Here is a 17,644-nt window from a genome sequence, read left to right as displayed (position 1 = left end):
ACACTGTGGTTACCAAAAAACTTTTTCACAGATCTTTGCATCGGTATCCTGCAAATCTGCGGCGTCTCTTAACTCTGGAGGAATGAGCTTATGAATCATACATTACTTAACAATCAGGAACGCGCAAGACAGCTCCGTATCCGGGTCGAAAATATCACGATCCTTCTGCTCGCCGTCTTTTCCTTTTTCCTGTTCCTTTTAACCTTTTTCCCGTTTTCCAGGATCTCGAAGGCCATGCAGGGATCCTTTGAGATGGGGCGCATGGTTCAGCGTGCCTTTTCCATTGTTCTTTTCGTATTGTCCCTGCAGTTATGGAAGAGAAAACGGAACGCATGGACAATCGCCGTGGGGATCTTTGTCCTCAATTTTCTGCGCGGACTCATCGGAATGGGACATCCGCTGCACAACGGGATCATGATTCTCGACCTTTTCTTATTTATCCTGTTTTTCATCACGCGGAAAGATTTCTGCTGCCCGGCCGGACGCGGAAACCGCCGACAAACACTGCTTCTGGCACTTTTTGCCATCATCGGTGTCCTCATAAATGTAGGGATCACCTGGCACTATATGCGGCTCGGAACCGCGGACGGTGCTTCTATCTCCTTTGCCGACAGCTTCACTCAGGGAATCAGTATGATCTTCGGCATGGGAAGTCTTCCCGCGTCTATGGCTGACCGCCATGGAACGGAGTTCGTCCTGTTCTGGTTCAGCTGGGGCTGTATTCTCGCCGCTATTCTCTGTGCCGTGCGCCCGTGGATTCAGAAACAGGCCCACGGATCCCAGGAAATCCAGCATGCCAGAACACTTTTAAACCTTTACAGTCAGAATCCATGCTCCTATCTCGCGCTGGAGGATGACAAATGTCTGTATTTCGGTCATTCTGTCGATGGAGTGCTTCCTTATGGAACCGTCGGAGATACCATTGTTGTAAACGGTGATCCTGTGTGCAGGGATGAAGATTTTCCGGCTCTTCTCGCGGAATTTAAGGAATTCTGCCAGAACAGCGCCCACAACATTTTTTTTCTCGGGCTGACGGACTATTATCTCAGGGAATATGAAAAACAGGGTTTTGGTCTCGTAAAGAGCGGTGAGGAGGCGCGTTTTAAACTCGCCGATTACGAGATCAGCGGCAAAAAGGGCGCGAAAATGCGAATGAACATCAACCATGCCACGAAAGCCGGTGTCACCGTCCATGAATACAAGGTCCTTGAGAAACGCGATCCGGCTCTTGACCGGGAATTCGACCGGATCACCGATGAATGGCTGGATGGCAAGAAGAGCGGCATGCTCCAGTTCACCATGGGTACCGTAGGACTTGAGGATCCGATGGATAAGCGTTATTTCTACGCATTAAATTCTGATGGAAAAATGGTTGCCTTTATCGTCTTTGTTCCATTTCTTGGAAAAAACGGCTACATGGCAGATGTGACGAGACACGGGAAAGACGCGCCCAGCGGAGTCATGGAGACGATCATATACGAGGCATTTCAGGTATTTAAGGAAGAAGGCATCGGCTACGGCAGCCTCGGTGTTGCCCCTCTGGCAGGATTAAGTGCCGAGAGCAAAAATCCGATGGAACGTCTTCTGCAGTTTATCTATGACCACTTAAATGCCTGCTATGGATTCCGGGATCTTTACCGCGCGAAAGAAAAGTACAGTCCCACCGAATGGGTTCCGTCCTATTACGCATATCTTCCGAAATATCCGACGCCAAGCATGCTCTACGCTGCTGTCGAGATCCAGAATCCCCACGGGATCCGCGGTTACATTCTGACGTTTCTAAAAGGAGAGCTGCACAAATGGAAAAAATGATCTGCCGTCAGGGAATGGCGGATACGTCTCAGGTGTGGATCTATTATAGGGAAAGCGGGCGCGGCACTCCCATCTTAATGCTGCACGGAAACGCGGAGACGCACCTGATCTTTGATTATTACGAAAAAAAGCTGTCCATGAAATACCGTGTCATTCTCATGGACAGCCGCGCCCACGGGCGCTCACGGATCAAGCCGGAATACGCGGAATCAGAGTTCACTACCACAGATATGGCGAGGGACGCGGCAGCGCTTCTGGATATCCTTCATATCCCGTCCTGTATTCTTTTTGGATTCAGCGATGGAGCAAATATCGCCCTGGAATTCGCATCCCTGTTTCCTGATCGGACTCGTGCCGTGATTGCCATCAGCGGAAATGTCGCACCGGATGGGCTGATTCTTCCTGTCCGGGCTTTCTGTGTGGGGAAATACTTCTGTCTGAAAGCGGCGACAAGTCTGTTCCGGGGAATCTGCAAAAAAAATCCTGCCGCTTCCTGCATCCTTTCATGTCTTTTCCGTCATCAGCAGCTCGCTTCCCTGCTCTGCAATTCTCCCATGATGTCCCGGGAGCAGCTTGAAAATGTCCAGGCGCCAGTTCTCCTGATCGCCGGAACGAGAGATCTGGTGAAGGTCTCCCACTCCCGCCTTATGGCCCGGCTGATTCCCCGGGCGCAGTTAGTTTTGATCAAGGGGGCGACCCATACGTCCATGTTTGGGCGTAAAGCGTTTTATTTGAAAATCATCCATGATTTTCTGGACAAATCACAAGCATAACAATAAGCCCCGGCACCTCCACCGGGCAGTTATTTTTTTATCCTTATAAAGTTCTGTTTTTACCGGCAAAGCATATATTGAACCAAATGGCTGTTTCTTCCGCGACTGGTCAGCCAATATTTTTCGGAGGTCCGAAGATCTATGGCTTTTAAAACATTCCGCCTTGCTATTGCCGCTTTAGTTTTGACCGTTTTCATTACTGCCTGCCAGAATGACCGGATCTCCCGGTCCCTTTCCCCGGAAACCGGGGAATTTTATTCTTCTGACGTTCTTTCTTCTACCCGATCCGGTCATTCCGAAGAGGAGCGAAAGCTTCAGGCAGATTTCGACGCCTTCTGCACGGAACTGTTTCGGAAAGAAATGGAGTCTTCCGGCACTCTGGATCTTCACTATACGCTTCTGCACCCGGAAAATTATGGAATTGATGCTGAGGATGCTACTCTCGGTACATACCGTCTGTCGGAGCTCATAAAAAACAGCCATGAGATTCATGACCTGAAAGAAAAGCTCTCCGAGTTTGATCCCCATATGCTGTCCGATGACCAGCAGATCCTCTATGACTCCCTTTCCGAGAGAATTGAGACCGGTCTGATGGCGGAAGGTTTAGAACTTTATGATCAGCCTCTCGCTCCCACCATCGGGATCCAAGCACAGCTTCCGATCCTGCTGGCGGAGTATTCCTTTCACTCGCTTCAGGATGTGGAAGATTATCTCACTCTGCTTTCCCAGCTTGATTCCTATTATGGGGATATCCTCTGCTTTGAAGAGCAGAAGGCGGCTGCCGGACTCGGACCATCTGATGCCTCGATCGAACGGATCCTGGAATCCTGTCAGAGTTATCTCATAGATCCCGTGAACAATTTTCTCACGGAAACCTTTGAGACACGGTTAAATTCTCTTTCCACAGATATTTCCCTGTCGGAACAGCAGAAAAATAATTTCCGCTCCCGCCATCTTGAGGTCATAAAGAACTCGTTTCTTCCCGCTTACCGCCATCTAATCGATGGGCTCTCCGAATTAAAGGGACGCGGTATCAATGAAGGTGGGCTCTGCGGATTCCGGAATGGCAGATGGTATTATGAATATCTTCTACGATCCGGTCCCGGCCTTTCTTATAATATAGAAGAATTAAAGGCAGCTCTGTCTAACCGGATGCAGAAAGATCTGGAAACGATTTCTTCTCTTTCGAAAAAGACAGGTCCTGATCTCTCCTTCCGCCTTACAGATCCACCTGCGATCCTGGCTGATCTGCAGACACAGATGTCCGGAGATTTCCCGGTTCTTTCCGAATCCTCAAAAAAATATGAGATCCGGTACGTTCCCGCGCAGCTGGAATCTACGTTAAGTCCGGCGTTTTATCTCACTGCACCCCTTGACGATCCCACCCGGAATGTGATCTATATCAACAACGGCAGCACCGGTGCAGATGACGAACTATATCCAACACTTGCCCATGAGGGCTTTCCCGGTCATCTCTACCAGACCGTCTATTTCCGGGAACACACACACAATCCTCTGGCGGCCCTGCTCACCTGTTCCGGGGCAAATGAAGGATGGGCAACTTATGTAGAACAGCTGTCCTACTTCTATGATAATGGTCTTTCTGAAGAAAACAGCGCTTATCAGGCCGCCATGCGGTCCTTTTCTCTCTGTTTTCACTCACTTTTAGATATCGGGATCAATTATGACGGCTGGTCAAAAGACCGGGCTGCCGCCTTTGTCCGCACCTGCTTTGACGCGGATGATGCACTGGTGGAAGAACTCTGGCAGACCCTGATCGACAATCCCACAAATTATCTGGAGTACGCCGGCGGATATGTGGAGATCATGGAGATGCGGGAGGAAGCAGAAAAAAAGCTGGGGAACCGATTTTCCGCGAAGGAATTCCATAAGTTTCTTCTCGATCTCGGTCCTGTGCCGTTTTCGGTGACACGGAAATACTTTACATTATGGCTCCAACAGAAATAGCCTGTAAGAAAAAAAATAAAGTGTGTAAGTTTTTGCCTTAGTGTGGTTCTTTCTGAATTTTGGGTATAGCGTATAAAATATTAGCTGGTATCAATTCGATACCAGCTTGTTTTACAACAAGGCAGAAAGTGAAAAATCCTGATTCTTAGGAAGGAAAGCCAATTTACATTTTTTCTCCAGATTGACTAATCCGCTTCTACCATATACAATACGTTTGAGAACTTTGAATTTGTTGTTGTTTCCTTCAACAAATCCAGAGCTTACAGAAAGGGATATCGCATTCTTGACCGGAGTGATATCCCTTTTTATTCCATTGCAAAAAAATTCTATCTCACTCGCACCATACTTTCCCAAATATTCATCCAGTTTTGTTTCGTCTTTCCCCATTAATAATGCATGAAATTCTTTGAACATAGTTTCAACTTTTTCTACAACAGGATATTGGCTTTTTATCTGATCAATATATTTTTCAATATTGGGGTCACGTTTCGTTTTAGGATTACAGGTCAGGATATATTTGAGCAAATCTGTCCTGGTGATTATTATCACTTCAGATGGTAACACCCATTCCATAACCGTTTTTGCGTTGAACGGGGTTCTGTCTGGAAAATTATTTTTCCCGATAAGATAAATATAGTCTGCAAGGTTGCGCTCAGATTCGTGAAATGCTTTTTGACGCTTTATATAAAAATAAATCAGTTCATTGCTACAACCATCAGCCATCATCTTATAAATGACATTTAGCCACGCATTCATCGGTGATTCCCGCTTTTTATAATGATTGGGATGATCCAGACGGGAAATGTCTTCCTGCGTCATGGACAGATACCTCTTTGCTGTCACTGACGATATTCCAAATGCATCTGCTGCGCCTTTTAGCCGCGGTTTCTTTTGTTTCGCCCAATACCCCTGTATGTTCCGGATCAATTGCTGTTTTTTTTTCCGCATCTCTTCGTGATGCTGGTAGGATGTAGAATTTTAAATGGATTATTGGAACTATAGGTAGAAAAAATAAAAATCGTATTAAAATAAAAGATAGTTATCGCTTTTATTCTGAAAAACAATTATAATAAAAGAAATCAGATTTCAAAACTGAGTGGATTGAAACAGACAATAGCATAAAATTGACAAGATTGTCAGGGAGGAAAGAATGATGAGGGAGTTTATGCTTGAGGTGTGTACAGATTCTGTGGAATCTGCAGCCGCAGCGGTCCGGGGAGGTGCAAGGAGACTCGAAGTCTGCGCGAACCTTGTGATCGGAGGTACAACACCGGGGGTCAGCCAGTTTAAACAGATGAGGAAAGCTTGTGATATTCCGTTAAATGTATTACTGCGCCCGCGATATGGAGACTTTCTGTATACAGAGGCAGAATTTACGATGCTTTTGGAAGACACGGCAATGTTTCGGAAACTTGGGGCGGACGGCATAGTTGTTGGTTGTCTGAATGCGGATGGCACACTGGATCTGGAACGGATAAAAAAGCTGAGGGAGGCGGCAGACGGCATGCACATGACGCTTCACCGCGCATTTGACGTATGCAGAAATCCGAAAGAGACGCTGGAGCAGGCTGTGGAGATCGGAGTCGATACGATCCTTACGTCCGGCCATAAGGACAGCTGCATGGCCGGAATCGGGCTGTTGAAGCAGCTCACAGAGCAGTCGGCAGGCAGAATCCATATTCTTGCGGGTGGGGGAGTTACTCCGGAGAATATCGGCATGCTTGCGAAAGAGACCGGAACGGATAGTTTCCATATGTCCGGAAAGAAGATCATTGAAAGCGGAATGGAGTACCGGAATGACGAAGTAAATATGGGAATTCCGGGAATTGGCGAGTACGAGATCTTCCGTACGGATGAGACGAAGATTGTAAAGGCAGTTCAGGAATTAAATAAATTATTTAAGTAATTCTGCATGTTCACAAAAATAATACAAATTAAAAAAGAAAGGATAACGTATGTTTTCAGAAAAATTAAAAAAATACGCGGAATCACAATATGAGGAACGTCTGGGAATTCTTGGGGAGACAGGCCGTATCGTTGAGGAAAAAATGAAAAGCTGTACTCCGGATGAGCAGATCCTGATGAAATTCCTTTACGGAACGATGCCGGTCCGGGATGCCGGAGAATATGAATTTGAAGTTTTCCTGGGCTATGTCCGCCATTCACTCATGGTATATACGACAATGGACTGGTGCAGGGATCTTTCCGAAGAAATATTCATTAACCATGTTTTATATTACCGGATTAATTCCGAAAATATCGTTGACTGCCGCAGGTTCTTTTATGATCAGCTGATCGACAGAATACGCGGGCTGAGCGCGAAAGAAGCAGCGCTTGAGATCAACTACTGGTGTGCGGAAAACGGCTCCTACGAGGCATCTGACAGGAGAACCATATCGCCGGTGACACTGTATAAATCCGGAAAAGGACGCTGCGGAGAAGAATCTACTTTTGCGGTAACCGCCTTCAGGAGTGTTGGAATCCCGGCCCGCCAGGTATATACACCGAGATGGGCACACTGTGATGATAACCATGCCTGGGTGGAAGTTTATGTAGATGGAAAATGGCACTTCCTCGGTGCATGTGAGCCGGAAGAGATTCTTGATAAGGGCTGGTTCTCCAGCGCCTCCTCCAGAGCGCTTCTTGTCCATTCCCGCAGCTTCTCTGATTTCATGAGTGAGAGAAAAGAAGGCTGTCTAGGCAAACAGGAACTTCTTTACTACTACAACCATACAGATACATATGCCCGGACGAAAAATCTCCAGGTGAACGTATTAGATGGTGAAAAGAGACCGGTATCCGGAGCGAATGTAGCAGTACAGATCTTAAATGGTGCGGATCTTTTTGACGCGGCAACACTTACGACGGATGAAGAGGGAAAAGCATCCATTATTCTTGGACTTGGAACGATCCGTCTGGCTGCCAGAAAAGATGACTGGTACTGCGAGAAAAAGCTGAATGTCCGTGAACAGGGGGAGGTCATACTGGAACTTCGTCCGGAAAAGGAATTTTTACGGGAAAGCAGCGACTGGGAAGCTTTTTATGTGGAAGCACCGGCAGATTACCCGATGAATCCAGGAAAACTGACTCGTGAACAGAAAGAAAAGAACCGCAAACGTATCAGGGAGTGCGGAAAGATTCGTGAGGAGCGCATCAACAGTTATTATCTTAAAGAAAAGGCAGAAAAATATCCGGATCTGCAGGAGATCCTTCATTTTTCCGGCGGTAACTTTGATGAGCTGATCCATTTCCTGGAAAAGGATGGAAATCCGGACCGTAAGGAACTGTTAAAGAGTCTGGTACTTAAAGATTCCAAGGATGCTAGCGCGGATATTCTGGAAGCTCATCTGGAAGCTGCGTCCGAATACAGAGAAAAATGGGTGGTAGCAGGAAAATATGATATTTATGTCAAATACATCCTGTGCCCGAGAATATTCTTCGAGGAACTGAAAGCATGGAGAAAACCGGTGCTTGATGCATTTAACGAAGAGGAGAAAAAACGTTTCGCGGCGGATCCGATGGAGGCGTGGTCCTATGTGCAGAACGAGATCCGCTATGTACCAGAGCTTGATTACAGCACGATCTATACGACGCCGGAGGCAGCTTTAAAACTTAAGATCTGCAATCCGCTGGATAAAAAGATCACATTTGTCGCAATCTGTCGCGCACTGGGAATTCCGGCGCGGATCAATCCGGTAAACCTGGAAGCGGAATACTATAAAGATGGTCATTTTATTTCTACAGAGGCAGAAAAAGTTGTTGAGGGAGAGGACGAGAGTGCCGAGATCCGCCTGCTCGCAAAAGAAGGAGATCCGTGGAGCTATAACCGTACATGGACGATCGGAAGACTGCAGAATGGCCATTATGAAACATTGAATTATTTGGGAATCCGTTTTGAAGACGGAAAACTTGATTTGACCGTTCGCCCGGGAGCTTACCGGATCCTTACTTCGAACCGTCTTCCGAGCGGAAACCAGCTTGCTATGGAATATCGTTTCTGTATAAAAAACGGAGAGAAGAAAGAGATCGAAATGAAGTTGGAGTCTGTAAAAACAGAAGATATGCTTGTATCAAACCAGCTTGAAGATTTTGATGTCACGAAGGATGGAAAGACTCCGGTATCTGTGCTTTCCGTTATGGGCGAGGGAATGAATATCGCGGCATTCTTATCAGAGGGCGAAGAGCCGACAGAGCATGTTCTCAATGAGATCCTGGAGAGCAGTCCGGAACTGGAAAAATGCGGAGCAGATATCTGGTTTATTTTCCGTGATGAGCATGGAACAGAAAATAAGACTGTGAAGAAAGTTCTTGACCGTCTGCCGGGGATTCATATTCTGTACGCGGATTTCGACTCTGTCGTAGAACCGTTAGCCCGCCGGATGTATGTGGATCCGGAAAAACTCCCGCTTCTTCTGCTGTTAAAGCCAGGACTTCTGGGCATTTACGGAACCAGCGGTTACCATGTTGGCAGCGTAGAGCTTGCATTAAAATTACTGGAATATAACCAGCAGATGGAAAAAATGTAAAAATATTAGCAATAAAAACAAAAATTGCTTGAAAAAATTCTGAAAACAGAGTATCCTTGTAAGTAGTAGAATACGATGTTCCGGAACGTGGGAACATCACACGAAAAAGGAGGATTTTATGAAAAAACAGGCTTCTATCATTCTTGCCGCATTGCTTGCAGTAAGCCTTACTGCCTGCTCCGGAGGAAAAACTGAAACACCCGCAACAACAGCAGCCGGTGAAACTTCCGCCGCAACAGAGGCAGCGTCCACAGCAGGCGGCGATAACACGGCGGTGTCCCCGGACAACGACTTTGTAATCGCGCTTCAGGCCGATGCGACCCATCTGGATCCGCATGTTTCCGGAAACGGCGTTTCCAACACGATCACAAACTCCATGTATGAGACATTAGTGTGGTTTGATGAAAATCTTGAGCTTAAGCCGCTGCTTGCAAAGAGCTGGACCGTATCGGATGACGGACTGGATTACACATTTGTTCTCAATGAGGGTATCAAATTCCATGACGGTGAGCCGTTCAATGCGGAATCTATCGTAGCGAACTATGAGCGCGCAAAGAGCGATTCCTCTCTTCGTCTTGCATCCCAGACAGCAATGTGGGACAGTGTTACGGTTGACAGTGAGTATCAGGTGACGATCCATCTGAAAGAACCGAACAACACATTCTTAAATAAACTTGCACAGGTTAGAATTGTCAGCCCGAAGGCAATCAAAGAACTTGGAAAAGACGGTCTTGCAAAACAGTCCGCTGGAACTGGTCCGTTTATTCTTTCCGAGCGCGTAGATGGCGGATATACGAAGATGGTTCGCAACGAAAACTACTGGCAGGATGGTCCGAAGGTTGATACACTCACATGGCGTGTAGTTCCGGAGGATGGAGCCCGTGTTGCTATGCTCCAGACAGGTGAAGCGGATATTATTTCCCCGCTTCCGGCAATCCAGGTAGATAAGTTAAAAGATGATGCAAGCCTTGATGTTTTAAATCTCGGCGGTCTTACATACCGTTATGCGACTCTTAATAAGAACTATACATTAGCGGATGGAAGAAAACCGTTAGATGATGTAAGAGTTCGTCAGGCAATGAACTATGCATTCGACAGCGAAGCATATACACAGGTTGTATTCCAGGGTTACGCATCAGTTCCGACATCGTTATTTGCAAGTTCTGTTCCGTATTATGCTGAGCAGACTCCGTATACAGCAGATGTAGAAAAAGCAAAATCCCTGATGAGCGAAGCTGGTTACAGCGATGGTTTCCCGATCAATATCTGGGTAGATAATACAACAATTGAGATGCAGGGTGCAGAGTTCTTAAAACAGCAGCTCGCACAGATCAACATTGATGTAAATGTAGTTCCGATGGAATCCACAACGATCGCTGATATGACAAGTGCACCGGAAGATAAGACAGAAGTTCAGATGTGGTATGTAAACTGGTCCTCCGGCGATTATAGTGCAGATGGTTCCATGAGAAATATTCTTCATGGCGATAAGTATCCGCCGTCTGGATATAACACTGCATTCTATAACAACGCTGAGTTTAACAAGTGCCTTGATGATGCTCTTAAGACAACTGATACCGATGAAATTACAAAACTTTACGCACAGGCTCAGTCGATTGCGTGGGAAGAGTGCCCGTGGATCTTCCTCGGTGTTGATAATTCACTGATCGGACAGAAGAAGTATGTAAAGGGGATTAAATACAGACCGGGCGGAACAATCCTTGTTACAAACATAGAGCTTGTTCATTAAGTCTTGAAATAACTATTATGCCGGTCAAAAGGGGTAGTATGAATTACTGCCCCTTTAATCTTATGAGGCAATGCCGGAGGAAATACGACGGAGGTAATCTATGAACCGTTATTTTATCAGACGAATTTTGGAAACGATTCCGCTGATGCTGGTCATTTCCATCTTTGTATTCATGTTTATTCACTTGATTCCGGGCGACCCGGCAAGAACGATTGCGGGGCTGGATGCAGAAGAATCAGAGGTACAGGCGATTCGGGAAGAATATGATCTGGACAAACCGCTGGTAATTCAATATGTAAAATATATGGGAAAATTGTTCCACGGAAATATGGGACAAAGCATGAAATCCGGCACACCGGTCACAGAGCTTATTCTTACCCGTATGAAGACAACGTTAAAACTTGTGTTTGCGGGAATTCTGTGGGCACCGGCACTGGGAATTTTTATTGGAGTGATCTCGGCGATCAAGAGGGGAAAAGCGTTGGATCACGCCTGTATGTTCTTAGCCATTAGCGGTCTTTCAGCGCCTGGTTTCTGGCTGGGGCTTATGGGAATTCAGATCTTTTCTGTACAGCTTGGATGGCTTCCGTCCGGCGGCCTGGATTCCTGGAAAGGAATGGTGCTCCCGTCCTTTACGATGGGATGCAGCATCATGGCAGTACTTGCGAGATATTCCAGATCTTCCATGCTGGAGACACTCCGTGAGGATTATGTCAGAACCGCAAGAGCAAAGGGCCAGAAGGAATCTCTCGTTATGTTTCTTCACGCGTTCCGTAACTCCCTGATCCAGGTCGTTACGATCCTGGGACTTCAGATCGGTGGACTCTTATCAGGTTCCGTTCTTACAGAAACAGTTTTCTCTATTCCCGGAATGGGCCGTCTTCTTGTAGATTCTATTGCATTCCGTGATTATCCGGTCATTCAGGGACTTCTGATGCTGTTTGCTGTTCAGTATGTATTTATTAATCTGGTTGTGGATCTGCTTTACGGAGTCATCAATCCGAAGATTCGTTACGACTGATAAAAAGGAGGAAATGATATGGCTCAGAATGAGGAAAAAATGCAGGCGGATCAGGCGGCATTTGGGGCGCATTACATAGATGATACGATTCATGCCGATAAAAGCAGCCGCACGGCCGCATTTATTAAAAAATTTCTGCAGAGAAAAACAGCAGTCCTTGGACTTGTGATCATTCTCTTTTTCGTAGTCGTTGCGATCGTTGGACCATCAATCGCTCCATATGATTATACAGCATATGACTACAGCAACATGCTTTCCGGACCGAGTGCGGCGCACTGGTTTGGAACAGATCATTATGGACGGGATATTTTCAGTCGTATGCTGGTCGGCACAAGACTGACACTGGGAGTCGCCCTGTCTTCTGTAGTTGTGGGCGCGGCGCTCGGAACCGTTCTCGGTCTCCTGGCCGGTTATTACGGCGGAATTATTGAAATGCTTGTTATGCGAAGCGCGGACGTACTGTTCAGCTTCCCGGATATTCTTCTTGCGATCGCGATCGTTGCGATTCTTGGACCTGGAATCATCAACGTATTTATTGCCGTTATGGTATTCACGGTGCCGAGTTTTGCGCGTATCATGCGAAGCGCGACACTGACGGTAAAGAACTCTGTTTACGTTGAGGTGGCGCAGAGTCTGGGATGTAAGGATAACCGTCTTCTGTTTGTTCATATTTTCCCGGGAACGATCCAGTCCCTGATCGTAAACTTCACAATGCGTATCGGTTCCGCGATCATGGCAGCAGCATCCTTAAGTTTCCTGGGATTTGGTGCAAATGTTACAGAACCGGAGTGGGGAGCAATGCTCTCTCAGGGAAGAAACTATATTGGAATTGCGTCTCATATGGTCTATATTCCGGGTATCGTGATCTTCGTTACCGTACTGGCATTCAACCTGTTCGGAGACGGACTGCGGGATACACTTGATCCCAAGATCAAATAAATAAGATCAGAGAGGGAAAGGAGTACGTCATGTCAGAGGAAAAACTGCTGGTCGTTGATAAACTGAGAACGGAATTTTTCCAGAGCAAGAAATCGAGTGTTACCGCAATCAATGAGATCAGTTTTTATATTAATAAGGGGGAGATCGTCGGTCTCGTAGGCGAGTCCGGCTGCGGAAAAAGTGTGACCTCCCTTTCGATTATGCGTCTTTTAAACTTTACGTCAGGAAAAGTTACAAAAGGAGAAGTTCTCTTTGAGGGAACAGATCTTCAGAAACTGTCAGAGAAGGAAATGCGGCAGGTCCGCGGCGGAAAGATGAGTATGATCTTCCAGGAGCCGATGAGCAGCCTGAATCCGGCGATGCGTATCGATAAGCAGCTGATCGAGCAGATCCGTCTCCACACAGATTACAGCAAAGAAAAAGCTCTTGAAAGAGCGGCTGAAATGTTAAAACTGGTAGGCATCCCGGATCCGCCGCGGGTATTGAAAAACTATCCGCATCAGCTTTCCGGTGGTATGAGCCAACGTGTTATGATCGCGATGGCAATGAGCTGTAATCCACAGCTTCTGATCGCGGACGAGCCGACGACTGCACTGGACGTTACGATCCAGGCACAGATCCTGGAGCTTATGAAAAAGATCCAGAAAGAAGAAGGAATGAGTATCCTTCTGATCACCCATGATCTCGGTGTCGTTGCGGAGATGTGTACGAGAGTTATCGTTATGTACGCAGGCGAGATCGTAGAGGAAGCACCGGTAGATGTATTGTTCTATCAGCCGGCACATCCGTATACAAAAGGCCTGATCGCATCTGTTCCGAAGCTTGGATCAGGTGTAAAAGTACTTCCGAGTATTCCGGGAAGTGTTCCGGATCTTTCATCCTTACCAGAGGGATGTCGTTTTGCGCCGAGATGCGCGTTTGCGACGGAGCGGTGCCGGAAGGAAAAACCGGATCTTTATCCAGTAGGAGAGGGACAGAGATCCAGATGCTTCCTTGCGGAAAATGCCGGAAAGGGGGAGAAGTAGATGGCGGAAAGAGAAAAGATCGTCTCATTAAAGCAGGTATCCAAAGCATTCCCGGTCGGCAAAAACCTTTTAGGAAGACCAGATAAATTTGTACATGCGGTAAATAACGTAAGCTTTGATATTTATAAAGGCGAAACATTCTCCGTAGTAGGTGAGTCCGGCTGCGGAAAGAGTACAACAGGCCGTCTTTTGGATCATCTGATCACGCCGGATTCCGGTGAGATCTGGTTCTGTGGACAGGAGATCAGCCATTACACCCAGGCACAGATGCGCCCGCTCAGGAAAGATATCCAGATGATCTTCCAGGATCCGGCGGGCAGCCTGAATCCGAGAATGCGCGTGGAGGACCTTGTAGAAGAGCCGCTTCTTATTCATACTGATCTTTCAAGAGAAGAACGTATGAAGATCGTACATGAGCTTCTGGAGATTGTAGGACTGAGCGCGAAACACGCGAAACGTTTCCCGCACGAGTTCTCCGGCGGTCAGAAACAGCGTATCGGTATCGCGAGAGCTCTTACCGTGCGCCCAAAACTGATCATTGCCGACGAGCCGATCTCCGCGTTAGACGTGTCGATCCAGGCGCAGGTATTAAACCTGCTTCATGATCTTCAGGAACGGTTCGATCTGACATATTTGTTTATTTCACATGACCTGTCCGTTGTAGAGATGATCTCAGACCGAATTGCGGTCATGTATCTTGGATTTGTGGTGGAGACAGCGCCGAAAGAAGCACTCTATAAGACTCCGCTGCATCCATATACACAGGCACTTCTTTCAGCAGTGCCGATTCCGGACCCGCGTTATCAGCAGGATAGAATCATTCTTGAGGGTGATATCCCGAGTACGATCTCGCTGCCGAAGGGATGTCCGTTCGCAACGAGATGTAAACAGTGTAAAGCTGTCTGCATGGAAAATCGTCCGGAGACGAAGGAAGTGGAGCCGGGACATTTTGTAGCGTGTCATCTGTATGATTAAGAAGAGCGTTTTGAAGCTCTGTCATAGATGAAAAGGTGGAGAACAGGAATTTTGGTTCCTGTATCTCCACCTTTTTATGTGCCGTATCTATTGAAAGATACCGGCAGCAGAATATGTTTGAGCAATCGTTATTTCATAAGATTTGCAGCCGCGTCATACAGGAAATCATCCTCTAACGGGAAGATCGGACGCGGAACTTTCTCATAGTGAAGAGTCTTCAGATCTTCATTTGTGCTTCCTTTGGAAAGTGCCATAATACTGCGCTTTGCAACAGCAGACTGCGCTGCGGTCAGATATCCGAGTTTGCAGACAACGATGTCGGCGTCTTTCGGGTCACGTCCGAGGTCTTTGAAGATATCCGGTGTGGTGTATCCGACATGAGCTTCAGCAATCACTACATCGACTCCGTGGGTAGAGAAGAGAGCAAGTGCTGTTTTCATCGGGAATTTATCCCAATCTTCGATATAAGCTTTTACAACACCTGTTGCTGTGATCGGGGAAGTTGTCTTTGAGTCAAATTTGGAACCAAAGGTCAGTGTGATCTCCTGCCCAACTTTTCCCGCGCATGCTCTTGCGGCTTCCGGATCATAGATTCCGCCGTAAAGGACCGGAGTTCTTAATTTATCGGTACGCGGGTCATCCATGAGTTTCTTTAAGAAACCGGTGCAGTCGGAAGAAGAACCGGCTGTTGGGTTGTCTCCGGAGTCGGAAAGGTAAATCGGAAGCGGGTCACCGGCTAAAACTGCCTTCATAGCAGTGTCGATCGCTTCTTCCTCATGGTAAGTTTCTGTCTGGAAGCAGAATTCATTTTTTTTGCTCCACATGAGGTCGGCAAGACGGATCGCTTCGCTGTCAGCGAGCTCCTGGCTGTCAGCAACAACATGGACCGCAACAGAGCTGTCGGTATTATCTGCCCACGGGAATCCCATCAGGTAGGAAGCTGCCATGACACCCGGTTTCTTTTCCGCTTCTCGGGTCATTTCAACAAGCCCCTTCATCGGTTCTACGGTCGTAGAGGACTGTTCACCGGCGATCAGGATCGGAACCTTTACCCATGCGGATTTTGCTTTAAAACCATCTTCTAAGGCTGCGATCGTCATTTTTGCCGCATGTACACCTGTTTCATAGCGGTCGGTGTGCGGAGCACATTTATAGCCGACGAAACCGTCGCAGTTTTCCTGCATTTTCTTTGTCATGGTCGTATGCATATCAAGAGCGCAGAAGATAGGGATATTCGGGAATACCTGACGGAGTTCCTCTAAAAGCGGTCCCTCTGCCTCGCCGAAATCTCTGACACGCATGGAGCCGTGGAGAGAAAGTGTAACGGCATCGATCGGAGCTTTTGCCTGTTCTTCTTTTGCGAGTCGGATGATCTCTGCCTTGAGGTCAAGGTAAAAGTTACGGTCGACCTCACCATTCGGAACCGCGCTTGCGAAGATTGTCGGAACAACTTCATAGCCCTGGTCAAGGAGCGTCTGGATCACTCCGCTGGCAGGATCATTCGCCTTCATGTTCTGGAAAATTTTTTCGCCGCGGATCACATTGAAATCATTCGCGCCGGTCAGGATCGGATTAAAAGAGTTGGATTCGTGCATCAGTGAGGCGGTCAGCACTCGTTTCATAATACGTTTTCCTCCTTAATATAGATAAAAATATTAATAGTTTATTCTTTACAGTGTGACAGGGCAAGACCTGCAGCACCGTAGATTCCGGCATTATTTCCGAGAGCGGCGATAACAAAATCCGGTTTTCTGCGGACGACCGGTGTAAAGAGATCATGGTAATGGCGGATCTTATCGATCAGGAATGATCCGGCAGCAGAAAGACCTCCGCCGACCATATAAGCTTCCGGCTCGATGGTCATGGTTACCCCGGAAAGGATCCAGCCGAGATACCGGCAGGCGCGTTCTACGGCCTGGGAGGCGACAGGATCATTCTCTTTTGCAGCGTCGATCACATCTTTTGCGGTGATTTCAGGATTATCTTTTAATGTGGAAACAGCGTCAGGCTCAGCAAGAAGACGTTTTGCGGTACGGATGATTCCAGGCGCGGATGCTGCCTGTTGGAGACAGCCGACTCCGCCGCAGGTACAAGGTTCCGTTTCATCCTCGATAATATGGATATGTCCGAGCTCGCCGCAGAGACATTCTCTTCCGGCGCGAATCTTTCCGTCGAGGATCACGGCCCCGCCGATTCCTGTTCCGAGAGTGATCATAACCATATCCCGGAATGCTTTTCCGCTGCCCTGCCACATTTCGCCGAAAGCTGCGATATTCGCATCATTTTCACAGAAAACAGAAATGCAATCGAGAAGCGCGCTGAGATCTTCCTGCGGATTAGTATCTTTCCAGCCAAGATTTGCACAGACTTCTACGTATCCGCCAGATAAAACGAGACCAGGGATCCCCATTCCGATTCCCGCGATATCTGCCAGAGAAAGTCCCCGGCCGGCGAGTGTTTCGCGGATCGAGCAGGCAATATCTTCGAGAATATGTCCGCCATTATCATCGATCCTTGTGGAAATTGCCCATGAAAAAAGAAGTGTTCCATCCGAGTCGAACAGGCCAAGCTTCGTTGAAGTGCCGCCAAGATCGATACCGATCAGATGGCAGTTTGAATTTTTCTGCATGTATATCTCCCTTCATAAATTTTCTGAAATAATACTAATTTCATTATAAGCAAGGGGGACAGAAAAGTCAAAAGAGAAATAAAATTATTTCAAAAAACATTATAGTTCGGAAAATAATATATAATAAATTAAAAGAACAAAAAATATAAAGAATTAAAAAGAAATGACAAAAATATCTGCCTGTGATACAATGGAAAGAAAGACAGCGTAAGTATTATTTGCATGA

General features: G+C 47.0%; 13 protein-coding genes. 10 read left to right on the top strand and 3 right to left on the bottom strand.

All coding sequences use genetic code 11. From position 1 onward, the window contains the following. Positions 1–90: 90 nt before the first annotated feature. The 3 genes from DW677_RS06100 to DW677_RS06090 all read left to right on the top strand — a co-directional run bounded on the left by DW677_RS06100 (position 91) and on the right by DW677_RS06090 (position 4,553). On the top strand, positions 91–1,812 hold the full coding sequence (locus DW677_RS06100; RefSeq protein WP_117566670.1) for a DUF2156 domain-containing protein: 1,722 nt from the start codon (positions 91–93) through the stop codon (positions 1,810–1,812). Continuing rightward, on the top strand, positions 1,800–2,585 hold the full coding sequence (locus DW677_RS06095) for an alpha/beta hydrolase (RefSeq protein WP_117566669.1): 786 nt from the start codon (positions 1,800–1,802) through the stop codon (positions 2,583–2,585). Before DW677_RS06100 ends, DW677_RS06095 begins: the two co-directional genes overlap by 13 nt. A 141-nt stretch (positions 2,586–2,726) precedes the next feature. After that, positions 2,727–4,553 (top strand): DUF885 domain-containing protein, encoded by a 1,827-nt coding sequence (locus DW677_RS06090; RefSeq protein WP_117566668.1) that lies wholly within the window; start codon positions 2,727–2,729, stop codon positions 4,551–4,553. 111 nt (positions 4,554–4,664) lie between these two features. On the opposite strand, the gene DW677_RS18270 is transcribed toward DW677_RS06090, so the two are convergent. Beyond that, positions 4,665–5,372: a transposase gene (locus tag DW677_RS18270; RefSeq protein WP_181968311.1), complete on the bottom strand. Its 708-nt coding sequence runs from the start codon at positions 5,370–5,372 to the stop codon at positions 4,665–4,667. Between the two features lie 331 nt (positions 5,373–5,703). Between DW677_RS18270 and DW677_RS06080 the strand changes: the two genes are divergently transcribed. From DW677_RS06080 to DW677_RS06050, 7 genes are all read left to right on the top strand, one after another. Further along, positions 5,704–6,459 carry a copper homeostasis protein CutC gene (locus DW677_RS06080; protein WP_347473040.1) on the top strand — a complete coding sequence of 252 codons (756 nt, stop codon included), beginning with the start codon at positions 5,704–5,706 and terminating at the stop codon, positions 6,457–6,459. Positions 6,460–6,508: 49 nt separating this feature from the next. Next, positions 6,509–9,079 carry a transglutaminase domain-containing protein gene (locus tag DW677_RS06075; protein ID WP_015553970.1) on the top strand — a complete coding sequence of 857 codons (2,571 nt, stop codon included), beginning with the start codon at positions 6,509–6,511 and terminating at the stop codon, positions 9,077–9,079. Positions 9,080–9,197: 118 nt separating this feature from the next. Continuing rightward, on the top strand, positions 9,198–10,829 hold the full coding sequence (locus DW677_RS06070; RefSeq protein WP_117512986.1) for an ABC transporter substrate-binding protein: 1,632 nt from the start codon (positions 9,198–9,200) through the stop codon (positions 10,827–10,829). Positions 10,830–10,929: 100 nt separating this feature from the next. After that, positions 10,930–11,850 (top strand): ABC transporter permease, encoded by a 921-nt coding sequence (locus tag DW677_RS06065; protein ID WP_015553968.1) that lies wholly within the window; start codon positions 10,930–10,932, stop codon positions 11,848–11,850. Between the two features lie 18 nt (positions 11,851–11,868). After that, positions 11,869–12,789: an ABC transporter permease subunit gene (locus DW677_RS06060; RefSeq protein ID WP_117566667.1), complete on the top strand. Its 921-nt coding sequence runs from the start codon at positions 11,869–11,871 to the stop codon at positions 12,787–12,789. 29 nt (positions 12,790–12,818) lie between these two features. After that, on the top strand, positions 12,819–13,814 hold the full coding sequence (locus DW677_RS06055) for an ABC transporter ATP-binding protein (protein WP_117512988.1): 996 nt from the start codon (positions 12,819–12,821) through the stop codon (positions 13,812–13,814). Then, the gene (locus tag DW677_RS06050; RefSeq protein WP_015553965.1) at positions 13,815–14,789 is read left to right on the top strand and encodes an oligopeptide/dipeptide ABC transporter ATP-binding protein; all 975 of its coding nucleotides are present in this window, start codon (positions 13,815–13,817) and stop codon (positions 14,787–14,789) included. It begins immediately after the preceding gene. Positions 14,790–14,917: 128 nt separating this feature from the next. On the opposite strand, the gene DW677_RS06045 is transcribed toward DW677_RS06050, so the two are convergent. Continuing rightward, positions 14,918–16,411 (bottom strand): M81 family metallopeptidase, encoded by a 1,494-nt coding sequence (locus tag DW677_RS06045; protein ID WP_015553964.1) that lies wholly within the window; start codon positions 16,409–16,411, stop codon positions 14,918–14,920. Positions 16,412–16,452: 41 nt separating this feature from the next. After that, a complete protein-coding gene (locus tag DW677_RS06040; RefSeq protein ID WP_015553963.1) occupies positions 16,453–17,418 on the bottom strand; it encodes an ROK family glucokinase in 966 nt (321 codons plus the stop codon). Positions 17,419–17,644 lie beyond the last annotated feature (226 nt).

The organism is Clostridium sp. AM25-23AC, assembly GCF_003435125.1.
GTDB lineage: Bacteria > Bacillota > Clostridia > Lachnospirales > Lachnospiraceae > Pilosibacter > Pilosibacter fragilis.
Note: the sequence above shows the minus strand (reverse complement) of the source record. Positions and strands in the feature narration are given on the sequence as shown.

Coding starts and splice junctions, on each gene's coding strand:
- DW677_RS06100 (WP_117566670.1), top strand. CDS start 91: ATGAATCATACATTACTTAACAATCAGGAACGCGCAAGACAGCTCCGT.
- DW677_RS06095 (WP_117566669.1), top strand. CDS start 1,800: ATGGAAAAAATGATCTGCCGTCAGGGAATGGCGGATACGTCTCAGGTG.
- DW677_RS06090 (WP_117566668.1), top strand. CDS start 2,727: ATGGCTTTTAAAACATTCCGCCTTGCTATTGCCGCTTTAGTTTTGACC.
- DW677_RS18270 (WP_181968311.1), bottom strand. CDS start 5,372: ATGACGCAGGAAGACATTTCCCGTCTGGATCATCCCAATCATTATAAA.
- DW677_RS06080 (WP_347473040.1), top strand. CDS start 5,704: ATGATGAGGGAGTTTATGCTTGAGGTGTGTACAGATTCTGTGGAATCT.
- DW677_RS06075 (WP_015553970.1), top strand. CDS start 6,509: ATGTTTTCAGAAAAATTAAAAAAATACGCGGAATCACAATATGAGGAA.
- DW677_RS06070 (WP_117512986.1), top strand. CDS start 9,198: ATGAAAAAACAGGCTTCTATCATTCTTGCCGCATTGCTTGCAGTAAGC.
- DW677_RS06065 (WP_015553968.1), top strand. CDS start 10,930: ATGAACCGTTATTTTATCAGACGAATTTTGGAAACGATTCCGCTGATG.
- DW677_RS06060 (WP_117566667.1), top strand. CDS start 11,869: ATGGCTCAGAATGAGGAAAAAATGCAGGCGGATCAGGCGGCATTTGGG.
- DW677_RS06055 (WP_117512988.1), top strand. CDS start 12,819: ATGTCAGAGGAAAAACTGCTGGTCGTTGATAAACTGAGAACGGAATTT.
- DW677_RS06050 (WP_015553965.1), top strand. CDS start 13,815: ATGGCGGAAAGAGAAAAGATCGTCTCATTAAAGCAGGTATCCAAAGCA.
- DW677_RS06045 (WP_015553964.1), bottom strand. CDS start 16,411: ATGAAACGAGTGCTGACCGCCTCACTGATGCACGAATCCAACTCTTTT.
- DW677_RS06040 (WP_015553963.1), bottom strand. CDS start 17,418: ATGCAGAAAAATTCAAACTGCCATCTGATCGGTATCGATCTTGGCGGC.